At 70.7% G+C, this 16,420-nt stretch carries 18 protein-coding genes; 6 read left to right on the forward strand and 12 right to left on the reverse strand.

The window, feature by feature from the left end; translation table 11 throughout:
• Positions 1-10: 10 nt before the first annotated feature.
• Positions 11-559 carry a GNAT family N-acetyltransferase gene (locus D0Y53_RS04785; protein WP_117202088.1) on the reverse strand — a complete coding sequence of 183 codons (549 nt, stop codon included), beginning with the start codon at positions 557-559 and terminating at the stop codon, positions 11-13.
• A gap of 136 nt (positions 560-695) precedes the next feature.
• On the opposite strand from D0Y53_RS04785, the gene D0Y53_RS04790 reads away from it, so the two are divergent.
• Positions 696-1,547, forward strand: a complete 852-nt coding sequence (locus D0Y53_RS04790) for a universal stress protein (protein WP_158550575.1) — start codon at positions 696-698, stop codon at positions 1,545-1,547.
• 120 nt (positions 1,548-1,667) lie between these two features.
• Positions 1,668-2,264 carry a DUF488 domain-containing protein gene (locus D0Y53_RS04795; RefSeq protein ID WP_117202090.1) on the forward strand — a complete coding sequence of 199 codons (597 nt, stop codon included), beginning with the start codon at positions 1,668-1,670 and terminating at the stop codon, positions 2,262-2,264.
• A gap of 27 nt (positions 2,265-2,291) precedes the next feature.
• On the opposite strand, the gene D0Y53_RS04800 is transcribed toward D0Y53_RS04795, so the two are convergent.
• The 3 genes from D0Y53_RS04800 to D0Y53_RS04810 all read right to left on the reverse strand — a co-directional run bounded on the left by D0Y53_RS04800 (position 2,292) and on the right by D0Y53_RS04810 (position 6,335).
• Positions 2,292-3,056, reverse strand: coding sequence for an NYN domain-containing protein (locus D0Y53_RS04800; RefSeq protein ID WP_117202091.1), 765 nt, complete (start codon positions 3,054-3,056; stop codon positions 2,292-2,294).
• Between the two features lie 54 nt (positions 3,057-3,110).
• Entirely contained in the window at positions 3,111-4,268 is a 1,158-nt protein-coding gene (locus D0Y53_RS04805; protein WP_233511658.1) for a PQQ-dependent sugar dehydrogenase, read from the reverse strand.
• 207 nt (positions 4,269-4,475) lie between these two features.
• Positions 4,476-6,335, reverse strand: coding sequence for an ABC transporter ATP-binding protein (locus tag D0Y53_RS04810; protein ID WP_117202311.1), 1,860 nt, complete (start codon positions 6,333-6,335; stop codon positions 4,476-4,478).
• Between the two features lie 103 nt (positions 6,336-6,438).
• Here D0Y53_RS04810 and D0Y53_RS04815 point away from each other — a divergent pair, with 103 nt between their 5' ends.
• The 3 genes from D0Y53_RS04815 to D0Y53_RS04825 all read left to right on the forward strand — a co-directional run bounded on the left by D0Y53_RS04815 (position 6,439) and on the right by D0Y53_RS04825 (position 8,701).
• Entirely contained in the window at positions 6,439-6,675 is a 237-nt protein-coding gene (locus D0Y53_RS04815; protein WP_117202092.1) for a hypothetical protein, read from the forward strand.
• Between the two features lie 65 nt (positions 6,676-6,740).
• Positions 6,741-8,309: a fumarate hydratase gene (locus tag D0Y53_RS04820; RefSeq protein ID WP_117202093.1), complete on the forward strand. Its 1,569-nt coding sequence runs from the start codon at positions 6,741-6,743 to the stop codon at positions 8,307-8,309.
• Positions 8,309-8,701 carry a hypothetical protein gene (locus D0Y53_RS04825; protein ID WP_117202094.1) on the forward strand — a complete coding sequence of 131 codons (393 nt, stop codon included), beginning with the start codon at positions 8,309-8,311 and terminating at the stop codon, positions 8,699-8,701. The genes D0Y53_RS04820 and D0Y53_RS04825 overlap by 1 nt, the downstream gene beginning before the upstream one ends.
• Before the next feature lie 12 nt (positions 8,702-8,713).
• Here the strand turns inward: D0Y53_RS04825 and D0Y53_RS04830 are convergent, their stop codons facing one another.
• The 6 genes from D0Y53_RS04830 to D0Y53_RS12835 all read right to left on the reverse strand — a co-directional run bounded on the left by D0Y53_RS04830 (position 8,714) and on the right by D0Y53_RS12835 (position 14,385).
• Positions 8,714-9,862, reverse strand: coding sequence for a phospholipase A (locus D0Y53_RS04830; protein WP_117202095.1), 1,149 nt, complete (start codon positions 9,860-9,862; stop codon positions 8,714-8,716).
• A gap of 67 nt (positions 9,863-9,929) precedes the next feature.
• On the reverse strand, positions 9,930-11,195 hold the full coding sequence (locus D0Y53_RS04835; RefSeq protein ID WP_117202096.1) for a phospholipase D-like domain-containing protein: 1,266 nt from the start codon (positions 11,193-11,195) through the stop codon (positions 9,930-9,932).
• Positions 11,196-11,395: 200 nt separating this feature from the next.
• Positions 11,396-11,887, reverse strand: coding sequence for a DUF456 domain-containing protein (locus D0Y53_RS04840; RefSeq protein ID WP_386724429.1), 492 nt, complete (start codon positions 11,885-11,887; stop codon positions 11,396-11,398).
• Between the two features lie 112 nt (positions 11,888-11,999).
• Positions 12,000-13,094 (reverse strand): M35 family metalloendopeptidase, encoded by a 1,095-nt coding sequence (locus D0Y53_RS04845; protein ID WP_117202098.1) that lies wholly within the window; start codon positions 13,092-13,094, stop codon positions 12,000-12,002.
• 197 nt (positions 13,095-13,291) lie between these two features.
• Positions 13,292-13,774 carry a glycine zipper 2TM domain-containing protein gene (locus tag D0Y53_RS04850; RefSeq protein WP_117202099.1) on the reverse strand — a complete coding sequence of 161 codons (483 nt, stop codon included), beginning with the start codon at positions 13,772-13,774 and terminating at the stop codon, positions 13,292-13,294.
• Positions 13,775-13,947: 173 nt separating this feature from the next.
• The gene (locus D0Y53_RS12835; RefSeq protein WP_158550576.1) at positions 13,948-14,385 is read right to left on the reverse strand and encodes a hypothetical protein; all 438 of its coding nucleotides are present in this window, start codon (positions 14,383-14,385) and stop codon (positions 13,948-13,950) included.
• Positions 14,386-14,467: 82 nt separating this feature from the next.
• Here D0Y53_RS12835 and D0Y53_RS04860 point away from each other — a divergent pair, with 82 nt between their 5' ends.
• Positions 14,468-15,262: a tRNA threonylcarbamoyladenosine dehydratase gene (locus D0Y53_RS04860; RefSeq protein WP_117202101.1), complete on the forward strand. Its 795-nt coding sequence runs from the start codon at positions 14,468-14,470 to the stop codon at positions 15,260-15,262.
• A 94-nt stretch (positions 15,263-15,356) separates the two neighbouring features.
• Here D0Y53_RS04860 and D0Y53_RS04865 read toward each other — a convergent pair whose 3' ends face one another.
• Positions 15,357-16,160: a TatD family hydrolase gene (locus D0Y53_RS04865; RefSeq protein WP_117202312.1), complete on the reverse strand. Its 804-nt coding sequence runs from the start codon at positions 16,158-16,160 to the stop codon at positions 15,357-15,359.
• Positions 16,157-16,387: a DUF6116 family protein gene (locus D0Y53_RS04870; protein WP_117202313.1), complete on the reverse strand. Its 231-nt coding sequence runs from the start codon at positions 16,385-16,387 to the stop codon at positions 16,157-16,159. Before D0Y53_RS04870 ends, D0Y53_RS04865 begins: the two co-directional genes overlap by 4 nt.
• Positions 16,388-16,420: the final 33 nt, after the last annotated feature.

The following is a 16,420-nucleotide window of genomic DNA, read 5'->3' on the forward strand; positions in this document are numbered from 1 at the left end:
GGGCGGGGGGTCAGAGCGTGAGCGTGTGCAGCACCAACCCGGGTTCGTCGGGGGCCTGCCGGGTGTGGAAGCCCAGATAGCGCGCGAGGTCGCGCATTTCCAGGTTCTCGGCGCTGTCCAGCGACTGCATGCGCTTGATCCCGCGCTCGCGGGCGACCTCGATCAGGTGCCGCATCATCGCCGTGCCCAGGCCCTGCTCCTGCCAGTCGTCAAGCACCACCACGGCGACCTCGCACTGGTTCGGGTCCGGCCCCACGGCGTAGCGGCAGGCGCCGACGATGCGGTCGCGGCTGTCGTCGCGGACCACGGCGACGAAGGCAACGTCGTCGACCTGGTCGATGTCGGTGAGCGAATCGATCAGCGCCTGGCTCGGGGCGTTCATCTGGTAGAGAAAACGCGCACGCCGCGACTCGGGCGAGAGCGCGCGGATGAACTCGCGTTCGGCGTCGGCGTCCTGGCGTTCGATCGGGCGGATCAGCACCTGGCGCCGGTCGCGCAGGGTTTCGGTCCAGCGCGGCTGGGCGGGTCCGACAGGGGCATGTCCGGGGGGCGAGGGCATGGCGGTTCTCCGTGGCTGCCGGGCCGGGTGCCGGCGGCGGCACTATCGGTCGCGCCCCCGGGGCCGACATTGATTCAGGTCAATGTCGCGGTGGGGCTGCGGGGTATGGTGCAGGCTGGCCAGAGGAGGGTGTCCGATGTCCCGGCAAACGGCATTCAAGGACTTGTTGGTCCCGGTGGTCCTGGGCGAGGTCAGCGCCGAGGCGTTCGACGTCGCCTGCACGCTGGCCGCCGACAGCGGCGGGCACGTCACCGGACTGGTCAGCGTGAGCGTGGTGACGCCGATGGTCGATGCGATGAACTACTTTCCGGCGGCGGTCTACGAAAGCCTCGGTACCGCGGCGCGCGAGGCGTCGCAGCGGCTGCGGACGGGCGTGGACGCCTGCCTGGCGAAGTACGCCGTCTCCAGCGAGTGCCGGGTCGCCGAATCGATCTGGCTGACCGCGCCGGAGGTAGCAGTGCTGCACGCGCATTACGCCGACCTGGCGGTGTTCGGCCGCACCGCCAATGCCGCCGCCGAAGCCGAACGCTCGGTGTTCTCCTCGCTGCTGCTGGGCTCGGGCCGGCCGGTGCTGGTGGTGCCGCAGCATGCGCACTGGGCGGCGCCGCTGCGCAAGGCCGTGGTCGCCTGGCGCCCGTCGCCGGAGTCCAGCCGCGCCCTGCACGACGCCCTGCCGCTGCTGCGCGCCGCGGACAGCGTCGACGTGGTGATCGTCGATCCCAAGGTCGGCGAAACCGCGCATGGCGAGCTGCCGGGCGTGGACATCGCCGAGCACCTGAGCCACCACGGGCTGGCGGTGAGCGTGGTCTCGCTGCCGCGCGAAGGCCTCAGCACCGGGGAAGCGATCCTGCGTTACGCGCAGCAGGCCGGCGCGCAGCTGATCGTGTCCGGCGGCTACGGGCACTCGCGCGTGCGCCAGCAGATCTTCGGTGGGGTCACGCGCGAGCTGTTCGAGCACGCCAGCGTGCCGGTGCTGTTCTCGCACTGAGTCACCGGGCCGCCGGGTTGCCGGGCCTGGTCCGGCGCCGGTCGAACGTGCGCACCACGCCGCGCGGCGCGAGACAGCCGCCGCAGCGACGCGCGGGCACCATTGCGGCACCATGCACGCATGCAGGAAGAGACCGACACGCTAGCCGACGGCCGGCCCCCGGCCGGATGCCTGTGGACGATCGGGCACTCGACCCGCGACTGGGACGCGTTCGCGGCGTTGCTGGTCGCCGCCGGGATCGCGTGCCTGGTGGACGTACGCCGTTTCGCCGGCTCGCGCCGCAACCCGCAGTACGCGCCCGCGGCGATGGCGCCGGCGCTGCAGGCGGCCGGGATCGGATATCGCGCGCTGCCGGAACTCGGCGGGCGCAGGGCGCCGCAGCCGGATTCGCGCAACGGCGCCTGGCGCGTGGCCGCCTTCCGCGGCTACGCCGATCATCTGGCCAGCCCGGAGTACGTCGCCGGTCGCACGCGGTTGCTGCAGCTGGCGCAGTCGCAGCGCTGCGCGGTGATGTGCGCCGAGGCGGTGTGGTGGCGCTGCCATCGGCGCCTGATCGCCGACGACTTCACCGCCCGCGGCTGGCAGGTCTGGCACCTGCTGGCACCGGGGAAGACGCAAGCGCACCCACTGCATCCGGCGGCGCGTCTGGTCGATGACGTGCTGCGCTATCCGGCGCCGGCGGACGACCAGCCGCCGCTGTTCCGGGACGGCGCGTAGGCGCGGGCTCCGGCTTGCCCGGGAGCGTTATTTCTTCGCGCGCAGGTAGATCCGGCTGCTCTTGCCGTCGGCGCTGGTGCGCTCCTCGACGACGTAGGCCGGATGCGCAGCAGCGAGGTCCTTGAGCTTGCGGAAGCCGTAGCTGCGCGGGTCGAAATCCGAGGCCAGCCGCACCAGGTTGCTGCCGACCGCGCCCAGGGGTGCCCAGCCGCTGTCGTCGGAGGCCGCCTCGACTGCCTCGCGCAGCAGGGCGTCGAGCTTGCGGTCGCGCTTGAGCTGGGCGGGCTTGCGCGCCGGCTTCTTCCCGGGTTTGCCGCCGCTCTCGTCCTCGTCCTCCTCGTGCTCCACGCCCAGGTTCTCGGTGTAGACGAACTTGTCGCAGGCGGCGACGAAGGCCTGCGGTGTCTTGCGCTCGCCGAAGCCGTACACGGTCAGGCCCTGCTCGCGGATGCGCGCGGCCAGGCGGGTGAAGTCGCTGTCGCTGGAAACGATGCAGAAGCCGTCCAGGTGGCCGCCGTACAGCAGGTCCATCGCGTCGATGATCAAGGCGCTGTCGGTGGCGTTCTTGCCGGTGGTGTAGTTGAACTGCTGGATCGGCTGGATCGAATGGGTCAGCAGGCCGTTCTTCCAGCCGCCCAGGTGGCCGGAGGTCCAGTTGCCGTAGGCGCGGCGCACGCTGGCGTTGCCGAACTTGGCGATCTCGGCCAGCAGTTGCGGCAGGCGCGCGGGGTTGCTGTTGTCGGCGTCGATCAGGATCGCGAGGCGGGCCTCGCGGCCGGGACTGGAAGCCATGGGTCTCTCCTGGGCGGCGTGCAGGGACGGGGCAACGATACCCGCATGCCGCGCTCAGCGCGCGGGCGGCTGCAGCCGCAGCAGCTTGCCGTCGGCCGCATCGGTCAGCACGTAGACGGCGCCGTCGGGGCCGACGCGCACGTCGCGGATGCGCGCGTCCAGGTCCCCGAGCAGGCGCTCCTCGGCGACGATGCGGTCGCCGTCGAGAGTGAGCCGGATCAGATTGCGCTGGGCCAGCGCGCCCAGGAACAGGCTGTCGTTCCAGGGCGAATCCGGGTGCCCGGTATAGAAGGCCATGCCGCTCAGGCCCGGCGATTTCGCCCACACGTGGTAGGGCGCCTGCATCCCGGGCGCGGCGGTGCCGATGGTTTCCGCATACGGGCGATTGGTCGCGTAGTCCATGCCGTGGCTGATAACCGGCCAGCCGTAGTTGCGGCCGGGCTGCGGCCGGTTGAGTTCATCGCCGCCGCGCGGGCCGTGCTCGCTCGCCCACAGGCTGCCGCTGCGCGGGTCGACCGCCAGGCCCTGCATGTTGCGGTGGCCGTAGCTCCAGATTTCCGCGCGCGCATCGGCGCGGCCGACGAAGGGGTTGTCGGCGGGAATGCTGCCGTCCAGGTCCAGCCGCACCAGCTTGCCTTGCAGCATGGTCAGATCCTGCGCCCGCGACTTGTCGTTGCGCTCGCCCTGGCTGATGAAGACGTGGCCGCGGCCGTCGAAGGCGAGGCGCGAGCCGAAGTGGTTGGGCCCGACCAGCTTGGGCTGCTGCCGGTAGATGCGGCGGACCTCGCCGAGTGCGTTGTCGCCGAGCGTGGCGGTAGCGACCGCGGTGCCGGCGCTGCCGTCCGGGCCCGGTTCTGCATAGCTGAAATAGATGCGCCGGCTGTCGGCGAAATCCGGTGCCAGCACCACGTCGAGCAGGCCACCCTGGCCCTGTGCCCAGACCTCCGGCACCCCGCCGAGCGGGGCGGAGACGCTGCCGTCGGCAGCGATCCGGCGCAGGCGTCCGGGGCGCTCGCTGACCAGGAACCCGCCATCGGGCAGCAGCGCGACCGCCCAGGGATGCTCCAGCCCCGCGGCGATCGTGGTGACGCGGATGCCGCCGCGCGTGGCGGAGGGTTGCGCTTGCGCGGCCTCGGCGTTGCCGTCGGTCTGCTGTGCGCGGCAGGCGGGAAGCGCAAGGGCGAGCAGGGCGAAGGCGAGAATCGGGCGCATGGCAGGGCAGGTCCGCGGGCAGTGCCGCATCATCGTTGCCCGGATGTTAGCGGGGCGTTGCCGCAGCGGCTTGGCGGGAGCGGTATTGCGGGAGCGGCTTCGCGAAAGCACCGTGGTTGGAGCAGTGTGGGCCGCGAGCGCTTTCTTCCGGTCGACGCGAAGCCTTGAAATATTCGCGGCTGCGCCGCGCCTGCGGCGACGGGGGTGTCATCGGTATCCGGCGGCCTGCAGCTCGAACAGTTCCGCGTAGCGGCCGCCTTGCGCGAGCAGCTGCTCGTGGGTGCCGGCGGCTTCCAGCCGGCCCGCGGCCAGCACCAGGATGCGGTCGGCCATGCGCACGCTGGAGAAGCGGTGCGAGATCAGCACCGCGGTGCGGCCGCCGGACAGCTCGCGGAAGCGCTGGAACACCTCGAACTCGCTGCGGGCGTCCAGCGCCGCGGTCGGCTCGTCCAGGATCATCACCTGCGCGTCGCGCATGTAGGCGCGGGCGATGGCGATCTTCTGCCATTGCCCGCCGGACAGGTCGATGCCGGTCTTGAAGCGGCGGCCGACCAGCTGGTCGTAGCCCAGCGGCAGCGTGGCGACCACCGCGTCGGCGCCGGCGCGGCGCGCGGCCGCCTCGATCCGCGCGCGGTCGTCCATCGCGTCGACCTGGCCGACGCCGATGTTCTCGCCGGCGGTGAGGTGGTAGCGCACGAAGTCCTGGAAGATCACGCCGATGTTGGCGCGCAGATCCTCCAGGGCGTACTCGCGCAGGTCGCGGCCATCGAGCAGGATGCGGCCCTCGTCGGGGTCGTACAGCCGCGCCAGCAGCTTGACCAGGGTGGTCTTGCCGGCACCGTTCTCGCCGACCAGCGCCAGCACTTCGCCGGCGCGCAGCTCGAAATCCAGCCCGCGCAGCGCCCAGCGCGGCGCGTCGGGATAGCGGAAACCGACGTTCTCGAACGCGAACCCCCGCGCGATCGGCTGCGGCACCGCGATCGCGTCGGGCCTGGAGACGATCTCCGGACGCACCGCGAAGAACGAATACAGGTCGTCCAGGTACAGCGCCTGCCCGGCGACCTGGGAGAAGCCCACCAGCAGGCCTTCGAGCAGCTGCCGCAGGCGGCGGAAGCTGCCGGCCAGGAAGGTCAGGTCGCCGATCGAGAAATCGCCCTTGACCGTGCGCCAGGCGATATAGGCATAGGCGACGTAGTAGCCCAGCGTCCCCAGCGCCGCCAGCAGCGTGCCCCAGAACGCGCGCTTGCCGGCCAGCGCCTTGTTGGCGAGGTAGAACTTGTCCGAAAGCTGCCGGAAGCGGGCGATGAAGAAACGGTTGAGGTTGAAGATCTTGACCTCTTTGGCCGTTTCCACGCTGGCGCCCATCTGCCGCAGGTACTCGAGCTGGCGGCGCTCGGGCGTCCAGGCGAAATTGAGCGTGTAGTCGAGCGCGTTGAAATGCGCCTCGCCGACGAAGGCCGGGACCAGCGCGATCGCCAGCAACACGATCAGCCACGGCGCGTAGAGCAGCAGGCCGGCGGCGAAGGCGAGCACGGTGACCAGGTCCTGCGCCTGCCCGAACAACTGGCTCATCAGGTTCATCCGGCCCATGGTCTGGCGGCGGGCGCGGTCGAGCTTGTCCTGCAGGTCGGCGTCCTCGAAATCCTCCAGGTCGAGCGTGGCCGCATGCTCCATCAGGCGGATGCTGGTGGCGTTGGTGAACCGCTCCGAGAGCAGGGCGTCGCAGTAGCTCACCAGGCGCCCGGACAGGTCGGAGGCGATCGCCAGCGCGAATTCCAGCGCCAGCAGCCCTCCCAGGCGATCCAGCCCGCCGCTGCGCCAGGCCGCGCCCAGGGCGTCGAAGTGCAGGCCCGCACCGACCAACCGCACCGCCTCGTCGATGATCAGCTTGCCGATGTACAAGGTGGCGATCGGCATCAGCGCGCGCAGCAGGCGCAAGCCCAGGCTGGCGCCGGTCAGTGCCCGGCTGGTGCCCCAGATCTCGCGCAGGAACGGCGGCAGGTTGCGCAGCGCGCCGAGGCGCTGGCGCAGGCTGGGCTTGCTGCGGGGGCCGGCCATGGCAGACATCGCCGCATTGTGCAACGGCCGGCGCCTGACGTCCGTCAAGGCGATGGTGCGCGATCGCGGCGAGCATGGGCCGGCGCAATGTCGCGCGACCGGAGCCATTCCCATGCTGTTCGACGTCATCGGTCTTGCCGACCACGCCGCCGCCAATGCGGTCGCCCACGCCGTCGAGGCCCTCGATCCGCAAGCCCGGATCACCGTGGACCTGGACCGCGGCCGGCTGCTGACCGAAGGCCTGTTCGGCGAGGCCCAGGTGATCCAGGCGTTGCGCAGCGCCGGTTACGCCTGCTCGGTGGCGCCGGAGCACCCCGCCGGCAGCACCTGTTGCGGCAGTTGCGGCTGAGCGGCCGCCGCCTGCGGCGGCCGGGCGGCTAAAATGGCGGCCCGTTTCAGAGTCATGGATTTTTCGTGAGCACTCCTGCCCTTGCCGCCGCAGGTCCCTCCAGCCGCGGAGCGCGCGCCGTCGCGATCCGGCAGGAGGACCTGATCCAGTCGATCGCCGACGCCCTGCAGTACATCTCCTATTACCACCCGGTCGACTACATCCGCGGCCTGGCGGCGGCCTATGCGCGCGAGCAATCGCCGGCCGCCAAGGACGCGATCGCGCAGATCCTGGTCAACTCGCGGATGTGCGCCGAAGGCCACCGCCCGCTGTGCCAGGACACCGGCATCGTCACCGTGTTCCTGCAGATCGGCATGGACGTGCGCTGGGACGACGCCACCATGGGGGTGGAGGACATGGTCCACGAGGGCGTGCGCCGCGCCTACCTCGACCCGGAGAACAAGCTGCGTGCCTCGATCCTGGCCGATCCGGCCGGCAAGCGCATCAATACCCGGGACAACACGCCGGGCGTGGTCAACGTCAAGGTCGTGCCGGGCAATACCGTGGACGTGATCGTCGCCGCCAAGGGCGGCGGCTCGGAGGCGAAATCCAAGTTCGCGATGCTCAATCCGTCCGACTCGATCGTCGACTGGGTGCTCAAGACCGTACCGACCATGGGCGCCGGCTGGTGCCCGCCGGGGATGCTCGGCCTGGGCATCGGCGGCACCGCCGAGAAGGCGATGCTGCTGGCCAAGGAAGCGCTGATGGAGCCGATCGACATCACCGAGCTGCAGGCGCGCGGGCCGTCCAACCGCTGCGAGGAGCTGCGCCTGGAGCTGTACGAAAAGGTCAACGCGCTGGGCATCGGCGCCCAGGGCCTGGGCGGCCTGACCACGGTGCTCGACGTCAAGGTCAAGGACTACCCGACCCACGCCGCCAACCTGCCGGTGGCGCTGATCCCCAACTGCGCGGCCACCCGCCACGCGCACTTCACCCTGGACGGCAGCGGCCCGGTGATGCTGGAGCCGCCGTCGCTGGAGGAATGGCCGAAGCTCGACTACGACGCCTCCCAGGGCCGCCGCGTGGACCTGGACACGGTGACCCGCGCCGAGGTCGCCGGCTGGAAGCCGGGCGAGCGGCTGCTGCTCAACGGCCGCCTGCTGACCGGGCGCGATGCCGCGCACAAGCGCATCGTCGACATGCTCGATCGCGGCGAACCGCTGCCGGTGGACCTGGCCGGCCGCTTCATCTACTACGTCGGGCCGGTGGATCCGGTGCGCGAGGAGGTGGTCGGCCCGGCCGGGCCGACGACTGCCACGCGCATGGACAAGTTCACCGAGCAGGTGCTGGCGCAGACCGGGCTGCTGGGCATGGTCGGCAAGGCCGAGCGCGGTCCGCAGGCGATCGAGGCGATCCGCAAGCACCGTTCAGCCTACCTGATGGCGGTCGGCGGCGCGGCCTACCTGGTGTCCAAGGCGATCAAGGCGGCGCGCGTGGTCGCGTTCGAGGACCTGGGCATGGAGGCGATCTACGAGTTCACGGTGCGGGACATGCCGGTGACCGTAGCGGTGGACAGCGGCGGCGAATCGGTGCATGCCACCGGCCCGCGCGAGTGGCGCTCGCGCATCGGCAAGATCCCGCTGGCGGTGACCTGATGCCCGGCGGCCTGCTGCAGGGTGAAGGCTTCAAGATCGGTGTCGAGTGGCACGGCTCCTACCTGCGCGCGCACGTCTTCGACGGCGTGGATTCGCTGCCGGTCTCCATCGCGATGTGGACGCAGCTGGCGGAGTTGTGCCGGCAGTATTCCGCGCAGCGCCTGCTGGTGCTGGAGGATCTGGAAGACACGGTGGAGATCGTCGACATCGACCGGATCATCGAGGCCATGCTGCAGCTCGGTTTCGGCGACATCCGCATCGCCTTCGTCGAATTGCGCGGCGACATGTCGGGCAACGAGCACGGCGAGATCCTGGCGGTGGAGCGCGGCGTCGCGGTGCGGGTGTTCGGCAACGAGACCCAGGCCAGGCGCTGGCTGCTGTACGGCGAGTGACCCGGGGCGGCCTCAGTACCACTCCAGCAGCGATACCCCCAGGCCGATCCAGGTCGCGCGGTGGTTGTAGTCGATCAGGCTCTCGCCGTAGCCGTCGAACACCTGCAGGTGGCCGCGGAAGCTCTCGTGCAGCGGGAACGCCCAGTCCAGCTGCACCGCGCCGTGCGAACGCTCGCCGCCGCGCAGCGAATGCCGCAGCATCAGCGACAGCTGCTGGCCATCGGGCAGGGTACGCACCAGGGTGGCGTCGCCGCGGCCCATGTAGTCGGCGATGTCCGGATTGTCGTCGTCGCCGCCGTCGGGGATGCGGATCCACGGCCGCAGGGTGAGCGCCCAGCCTTCGCGGTCCAGACCGAGGTTGAACATCACCCGGTTCCAGCTGCGCGACAGCGGATCCGGGCGGCCGTTGGACTGGTGGTTGATGCCGACCGCGGCCAGCCGCCCCTTCCAGCCCAGCAGTCCGTAGCCGGTGCGGAAGGCGAGCAGCACCTCGGGTTCGTAGTCGGTCTCGCGGAACGGGCGCGAGGCGTCGCCGTTGAACACCTGCCAGCGCGAGCTCTGGGTGTAGGCCATCCAGACGTCGCCGTTGTCGCCGAACAGGTTCTCCACCGCCTTGGTCTTGAAGCTGATCTGGAACTTGCTCTCCAGCGCATCCAGGTCCAGGTCCTCGGCGCTGGTGTTGTCCGGGTTGGGCGAAAACGGTCGCGTATTGGGCTGGCTGCTCCAGAACGCCGGGAACAGGTACACCGGCTTGTAGGCGCGGAAATTGAAGATGCCCAGCTTGGAATCGCGCGCCAGCTCCCAGCGGCTGTCCAGCAGCGAACCCTTGCCGGCATTGGCGAGGGCGGGGTCGGCGGGTCCGGCGTCCTGGGCGAACAGGTCGCTGAGCGCGCGCCTGGCGCGCTCGTGCCGGGGCAGCGTGGCGGTTGTCGCGCGTTCGCTGGACGCCTTGCGTTCGCGTGCCAGCGCGGCGGCGGCATCGGCCTGCTGCGCGCTGCGCGTCTGCCGCCCCAGTGCCTGGTCGTAGCAGGCCAGGCGCGCGGCATCGCTTTCGATCGCGACGCAGGCATCGGCGGGTCGGGTCGCCTGCGCATGGACCGGTGCGGCGGCCAGGGCCAGCAGCGGCGGCAACAGCAGGACGCAGGGGCGGCAAGGGCTCATCGAGAGAGGGATGGCGTGGGGGTGCATGGGGTGGCCCGGGCTGGACGGGCCGCCTGCACGGCCGGCCCTAGAGCTGCGATTTCAGCGGAACTATGAACTTCTCGGCGAACTTCTCCTTCCACGGACGATTCTTCCACGATTCGTGGGTGTAGGGCCGGCTCGACCCCAGGTCGTCCTCGAATACCTTCGTCATGCGTTCGGCGAAGGTCCGGTCGTAGACGTTGAGGCTGGCCTCGTCGTTGAGCCGGAACGAGCGCAGGTCGAAGTTGGTGGAGCCCACCGAGACCAGCTCGCGGTCCACGATCAGCAGCTTGTTGTGGAACATGGTCGGCTGGTATTCGTGGATTTCCACGCCTGCCAGCAGTAACGGCCCCCAGCCGGCCTTGGACGCCAGCCGCGCCGCGTCCGAATCGGTGTTCGCGCCCGGCGTCACGATGCGGATGCGCACGCCGCGATGGCGCGCGGCGATCAGCGCCCTGGTGATCAGCCGGTCGGGGATGAAGTAGGCGGCGTCCAGGTCGATGCTGCGCTCGGCGGCGGCGATCGCCATCAGGTACATCAGGTGCATGCTCTCGGCGCCGCCGGCCGGCGAGCTGATGAACAGGTGCGCATCCATGTCCCCGGCGCGTTGCAACGGCGGGAAGTATCCCGCGCCGTTGAGGATGCGGCCGGTGGTCTTGATCCAGTTGTCGTTGAACGCCGCCTGCATCTGCGCCACCACCGGCCCCTCGATGCGGAAGTGCATGTCGCGCCAGTGGTCCGGGTCCTGCGCGTGGCCCTGCCACGGGTCGCCGATGCCGACGCCGCCGGTGAAACCGATGCGGCCGTCCACCACCAGCAGCTTGCGGTGGGTGCGATTGTTCATGCGCGCCAGGTTGTACCAGTGCAGCGGGCGGTAACGCTCCACGTGGACACCGGCGGCTTCCATTTCCCGGAGCTGGCCGGCATCCATGCTGGCGCTGCCGACCCAGTCGATGGTGACGTTGACTTCGACCCCGGCGCGGGCGCGTTCGCTCAGCGCATCGGCGAAGCGCTGGCCGACGACGCCGGACCAGTAGATGTAGGTCTCGAAAGTGATGGTGCGCTGCGCGCTGCGGATCGCTTCCAGCATCGCCGGGAAGATCTCGTCGCCGTTCTCCAGGTCGACGACGTGGTTGCCGGCCAGGATCGACGGGCCGAGCATCACCCCCATCTCGCGCCGGAACTGCGGATCGGACACGGCGTAGCGATGCTCGATCTTGCGTTCCAGCTGCTTGCTTGGGGTGGCGAAATTGAGCCCGACGACCACGGCGAGCACGGTCAGCAACACGGTGGCGACGATGGTCCAGAGCATGCGTTTGCGGTTCCGGCGCGGCGACACGGGAACTCCCGGGAGGGTCGTCGAAGCGCCGGCATGGTCGCCGCCGGCCGTTCAGCGAGGCGTGAAACCCCCTCGCGATTCGCCTTCATGCAGGTCCGCCCGCAGGCGCGGGACGCACGCCAGACGTGGCTCCGCCCTGACAGCCGGGCGCAAGCGGGCCGACCGCCCGAACGTCAGTGCCACCAGGCCCAGGCGAACAGGCCCAGCATCGCCAGCGCCAGCATCAGCTTCAGCGCGATCCCGAACACGATGCCCAGCCAGGTGCCGAAACCGACCCGGCTTGCCTGGCCGAGGCCGCGCGGGCCCAGCCGCCGGCCATGCAGCAGTTCGCCGGTCAGGGCGCCGAGGAACGGACCGACGAACAGGCCGAGCGGACCGAAGAAGATGCCCGCCAGAGTGCCCAGCACCGCACCGGCCAGCGCCAGGCGGCTGGCCCCGACGCGCCGGGCGCCCAGCGCCGCGGCCCAGACGTCCACCGCCAGCGACAGCAGGGTCAGCACCCCGAGCGCGACCAGCGTCGCCGCGCCGATCTGCTCGAACCCCCCGGCCCAGGCCGCCAGCAGCATGCCCAGGAAGGCCAGCGGCAGGCCGGGCAGCGCGGGCAGCACCACGCCGGCCAGGCCGACCACGATCAGGATGGCGGCCAGCACGTAGAGCAGGGACATCGGCACCTCCATCGCAGGCGACGGCAGGGATCGCCGGTACGCGGATTGTTCGCCGCGCGCGCCGCAAAAGACAACGGCCCGCGAACGGGCCGTTGCCGGAGGGCCGCGGAACTCAGTTCAGCTTGGGATTGTTCTCGGCGAAGTACTCGTGGTTGTCGGCGTTGTTGAGCGCGCCGGCCGGATCGCTGGCGGCGAGATTCTTCGCCCCGGTCTGGCCGTAGACGATGTCGTCGGTGCCGGCGACCACGTTGAAGTGGCTCATCTCGTGGATCAGGGTGCCGCCCTTGGAGTCGGTGCCGGCCAGCGGCGCGCTCCAGAAGGCGCGGCAGACGAAGATCTCGTAGGGCCGGGTCGGGTAGACGTAGGCGTAGTAGTTCTGGTTGCAGCCGCAGTTGATGGTGATCTGGCCGTTGTTCTGGTCCATGGCGCTGTCGATGGCGGCGAAGTGCTGGCTGGCGGTGCCGTAGCGCGAGGAGGTGTAGGCGCCGAACCAGGTGGTGTAGCGCGAGCCGACCGTGTTGGAAGCCAGGTAGCCCTTGGCGTTCTCCGAGTAGGCGCGGGCCTGGTTGACCGCGTCGGTCGCGGTCGCGCTCTGGGTCGCCGAGCAGCCGACGAAGCTGATGCCGTTGCCGCTGCCGCCGCCGCAGTCCTGCTTCTTCGGATTGCACGGCTTGGCCTTGGGGCTGGTGCCGGTCTTGGCGGCGGCACCGTCGCTCCACACCCGCAGCGGCGCGCTGCGCAGCAGCATCGGCAAGCCGCGGCTGGTCCGCAGCAGGCTGCCGTCGGACAGCGAGGCGTATTGCAGCGGCGAGGACAGGGCGACCAGGTACTGGCCGCGCCGGCTCATGTCGTAGGACGCGGCCAGGTCGACCACGGCGCGATAGCTGCGCCCGGGCGGCAGCACCACGAAGTCCTCGGCGGTCGGCAGGCCGCGCTTGGCCAGCCGGCCCTGGTAGGCGACCGGGGCGCCATCCAGGCTCACCTGGAAGAGCTTGGCGGTGGGGTCGTTGCCGGGCAGTTGCCAGCCGGGCACGCGCGCTGCCTTGCGGCTGGTGTTGGTGACGATGACCTCGACCGCGCCATTGGCGGCATACATGCTCACCCGCAACGGATTGGTGGGGGCATTGGGGGCTGCCGCGGCCGCGGCGGCGATGGCGCCGACCAGCACTGCGGCGCCGGCAATGACGTGCGCGAACGAACCTTTCATCGGGAGTCTCCAGCTCGAGAGTGACGGATCCGCCGCGGCGGACACGCGACCTTACCCCGTCGATTCCGGCGCGCGCACCTTGCAACGCATCATGGCGAAGGTTGGAAGCGGTTACATCGTTGCGGCCCATGCGCAAACGAGGAAGGCCCGCTTGCGCGGGCCTCCGGGGGCAGACTGTCGGCCGGGCGTCGGCGCGGTCATTGCGCCCAGGCGCGGCCGTTGTAGACACGCACGTACGACCCCTCGCGAATGCCGTCGAGGTCGTCCTGGGTCACCACCGTGGTGCGGCCGTCGCGCATCCGCACGTAGACGTTGTAGCGGCCGTTGTTGGCCTGGGCGCGGTTCTGGATCGCATTGCCGACCACCGCGCCGGCCGCGGCGCCGACCACGGTGGCGGTGTTGCGGCGACCCGTGCTGTCGGTGTTGTCCTTGGCCAGCTCGCGCGCCGCCGCCGCGCCGACGATGCCGCCCAGCACCGCGCCGGTAGCGTTGGGCGCGCTGCCGGCGCCGGTGGCGACGGTCTCGATCCGGGTCACGGTGCCGCAGTCGTAGCAGACGCTGCCGCCGGAGTAGGGCGGTGCGCCGTAGCCGGCGTTGCCGTAGCCGGGCGTGGTGGTGGCGCAGCCGGCCGTGGCAAGGCCGGCGAGGAGGGCGATGGTACCGAGCAGGCGAATGTTCATGCGATCTCCCGGAATGAGTCGACGCCGGGGCGCCCCGGCCGCGATCATCCTGGGTACGCAGCAATGAACGGGCGGTCAATCGCGGCGTGTCGGCAGTTGTGCGCGCAACGGACCGTCAGCAGGGATTCATGCGGACTCGCCGGCCTTGCGTGGGAGCGGGTCTTCGGGCCTTCCTAGTTGCGGAAGTCCTGGTGGCACGCCTTGCAGTCCTCGCCGATGTCCTTGAGCGCGGTGCCGACGCCGGCGCAGTTGAGCGGCGGACTCGCCAGCACGCCGTCGAGACCGGCACGCAGGTCGCTGGCATGTTCGGCGAAGCGGGCGTCCTCGCGCAGGTCGCCGAACGCCGGCTCGATGTCGTTGGCCATCATCCGCAGCGTCTGCAGATGCGGCAGGGTGTCGGTGGCGGCGCAACGATTCTGTTCGATGCTGGCCTTGAGCGCGTCGGCGTGCGCGGCCATCACGTGCATCACGCTCTCCGGGTAGTGGTCCTTGCGCGCGTCCAGCGCGCGCATCGCCATCAGCGTGGCGACGATGCCCGTGACCAGCCCGATCAGGAACAGGAAGAAGTAGCGAGCGGCCGCGTTGCCGGCCTGCGAAGCGGATGTGGTCATCGGCGCGATCCCGGGGACGAGTGGGCGCACGGTAGCACGCGGCAGCGCGGCGGTCAGCGTGGCCGCCGCTACAATGGGCCCGATGCGCAAGGACCTGCACGAACGCTTCGCCGGAATCGACCGTTTGTACGGCGCCGGTGCCGTGATGCGGCTGGCGCAGGCGCGGGTGGCGGTGGTCGGTCTCGGCGGGGTCGGCTCGTGGGCGGCGGAAGCGCTGGCGCGCAGCGCCGTCGGCCGGCTGACGCTGATCGACGCCGACGACCTGTGCCTGTCCAACACCAACCGCCAGTTGCCGGCGCTCGCCGGCCAGTACGGCCGCAACAAGGCGCAGGCGCTGGCCGAGCGCGCGCTGGCGATCAACCCGGCGCTGGAAGTGGCCGCGGTCGAAGCCTTCGTGACGCCGTCCAACCTGGAACAGCTGCTCGGCGGCGGCTTCGACCTGGTGCTCGATGCCTGCGACAGCTTCCGCGCCAAGGTCGAGGCGATCGCCTGGTGCCGGCGGCGCAAGCAGCCGATCCTTACCGTGGGTTCGGCCGGCGGCCGCACCGACCCGACCCAGGTGCGGGTGCGCGACCTCTCGCGTACCGAGCACGATGCGATGCTGTCGCTGATCCGCCGGAAGCTGCGCGGCGAGTTCGGTTTCCCGAAAAACGCCGATCGCTATTTCGGGGTGCCGGCGGTGTATTCGCTGGAAAACGTCAAGTACCCGCAGGCCGACGGCAGCGTCTGCGGCGTGCGCCCGCAACTGGGCCAGGAAGCGGCGCTGAAGCTCGACTGCGGCGCCGGCCTCGGCGCGGCGACCCACGTCACCGGCGCGTTCGCCTTCGCTGCGGCCGGCAAGGCGCTGGAGATGCTGTTGAAGCGGTTGCCTGCGTAGCGCGATTGCCGGCGCGGGGCCGATGCTGGCTCCGGTTGCGCCGTCCTTGGCGGCAACTCGCACGGCCCGGCCCGTGCTCTGCGGTTTCCGCCGCTCAAACGCTTGCGGCCGGGGCCGCCGGCGGCAGGCCGAACAGGCGTTCGGCGTTGGCCGTGGTCGCCTGCGCGATGGCCTCGGGTTCCTCGCCGCGCAGCCGGGCGATGGCCTGCAGCACCTGCGGCAGCCGCGCCGGTTCGTTGCGCTGGCCGCGGATGCCGGCGTCGGGCTGGTCGGGGGCATCGGTTTCCAGCAGCAATTGCTCGATCGGCAGCGCCGCGACGAGCCGTTGCAGGCGCCGGGCGCGCGCATAGGTCACCGGGCCGCCGAGGCCGACCAGGAACCCGAGCTTCCACAATTGCGCCGCCTGCTCCGGGCTGCCGGCGTAGCTGTGGACCACGCCGCGCAGCCCGCCGCCGCTGCCGCCGATGCGCCGGATCGCGGCGATCGCCGCATCCACCGCGCGCCGCGCATGCACGATCAGCGGCAGGTCGAAGGTGCGGGCCAGGCGCAACTGGCCTTCGAAATACGCCAACTGCGCGTCGGCATCCAGGCCGTCGACGTAATGGTCCAGCCCGCATTCGCCGATGGCGCACGGGCGCTCGCGTTCGATCCATTCGCGCAGCGCCGTCAGGTGTTCGGGCCGATGCTGCGCCAGGAACATCGGATGCAGGCCGTAGGCCGGGAACAATCCCGGCGTGGCGGCGCACAGCGCGCGCAGCCTGGGCCAGCCGGCGGCCGCGACCGCCGGCACGATCTGGCGGGTCACGCCGGCCGCCTGCGCACGCGCGATCACCGCGGCGCGGTCGACGTCGAACTCGTCGGCGTCCAGGTGGCAATGGCTGTCGACCAGCATCGTCAGCGTCGCGGCGAGGCGCCGTCGCCCGGCCCAGCGGGCGCGCCGGGCTTGCGCCGCTTGCGGTTGGCGAGCAGCAGGGTGCCGAGGCCGAGCAGCAGTTCGTCGGCAAAGGGAATCAGGTCCGGCACCAGGACGTCGGCCACGAACAGGCCGGCTCCCAGCAGGAACAGGCGCGGGTAGCTCAGCCGCGCGAACCAGCGCAGGACGGGGGCAAGCAGGGGATTGACCATGACAGTGCTCCGCAAGGGCCGGACACACGCTAG

Source organism: Cognatiluteimonas weifangensis (assembly GCF_003416885.1).
In the GTDB taxonomy this organism is placed as follows: domain Bacteria; phylum Pseudomonadota; class Gammaproteobacteria; order Xanthomonadales; family Xanthomonadaceae; genus Cognatiluteimonas; species Cognatiluteimonas weifangensis.

Coding starts and splice junctions, on each gene's coding strand:
- D0Y53_RS04810 (WP_117202311.1), bottom strand. CDS start 6,335: ATGTCTGCCATGGCCGGCCCCCGCAGCAAGCCCAGCCTGCGCCAGCGC.
- D0Y53_RS04785 (WP_117202088.1), bottom strand. CDS start 559: ATGCCCTCGCCCCCCGGACATGCCCCTGTCGGACCCGCCCAGCCGCGC.
- D0Y53_RS04835 (WP_117202096.1), bottom strand. CDS start 11,195: ATGCTCTGGACCATCGTCGCCACCGTGTTGCTGACCGTGCTCGCCGTG.
- D0Y53_RS04870 (WP_117202313.1), bottom strand. CDS start 16,387: ATGGTCAATCCCCTGCTTGCCCCCGTCCTGCGCTGGTTCGCGCGGCTG.
- D0Y53_RS04830 (WP_117202095.1), bottom strand. CDS start 9,862: ATGAGCCCTTGCCGCCCCTGCGTCCTGCTGTTGCCGCCGCTGCTGGCC.
- D0Y53_RS04795 (WP_117202090.1), top strand. CDS start 1,668: ATGCAGGAAGAGACCGACACGCTAGCCGACGGCCGGCCCCCGGCCGGA.
- D0Y53_RS04790 (WP_158550575.1), top strand. CDS start 696: ATGTCCCGGCAAACGGCATTCAAGGACTTGTTGGTCCCGGTGGTCCTG.
- D0Y53_RS04845 (WP_117202098.1), bottom strand. CDS start 13,094: ATGAAAGGTTCGTTCGCGCACGTCATTGCCGGCGCCGCAGTGCTGGTC.
- D0Y53_RS04850 (WP_117202099.1), bottom strand. CDS start 13,774: ATGAACATTCGCCTGCTCGGTACCATCGCCCTCCTCGCCGGCCTTGCC.
- D0Y53_RS04825 (WP_117202094.1), top strand. CDS start 8,309: ATGCCCGGCGGCCTGCTGCAGGGTGAAGGCTTCAAGATCGGTGTCGAG.
- D0Y53_RS04805 (WP_233511658.1), bottom strand. CDS start 4,268: ATGCGCCCGATTCTCGCCTTCGCCCTGCTCGCCCTTGCGCTTCCCGCC.
- D0Y53_RS04860 (WP_117202101.1), top strand. CDS start 14,468: ATGCGCAAGGACCTGCACGAACGCTTCGCCGGAATCGACCGTTTGTAC.
- D0Y53_RS04815 (WP_117202092.1), top strand. CDS start 6,439: ATGCTGTTCGACGTCATCGGTCTTGCCGACCACGCCGCCGCCAATGCG.
- D0Y53_RS04800 (WP_117202091.1), bottom strand. CDS start 3,056: ATGGCTTCCAGTCCCGGCCGCGAGGCCCGCCTCGCGATCCTGATCGAC.
- D0Y53_RS04840 (WP_386724429.1), bottom strand. CDS start 11,887: ATGTCCCTGCTCTACGTGCTGGCCGCCATCCTGATCGTGGTCGGCCTG.
- D0Y53_RS12835 (WP_158550576.1), bottom strand. CDS start 14,385: ATGACCACATCCGCTTCGCAGGCCGGCAACGCGGCCGCTCGCTACTTC.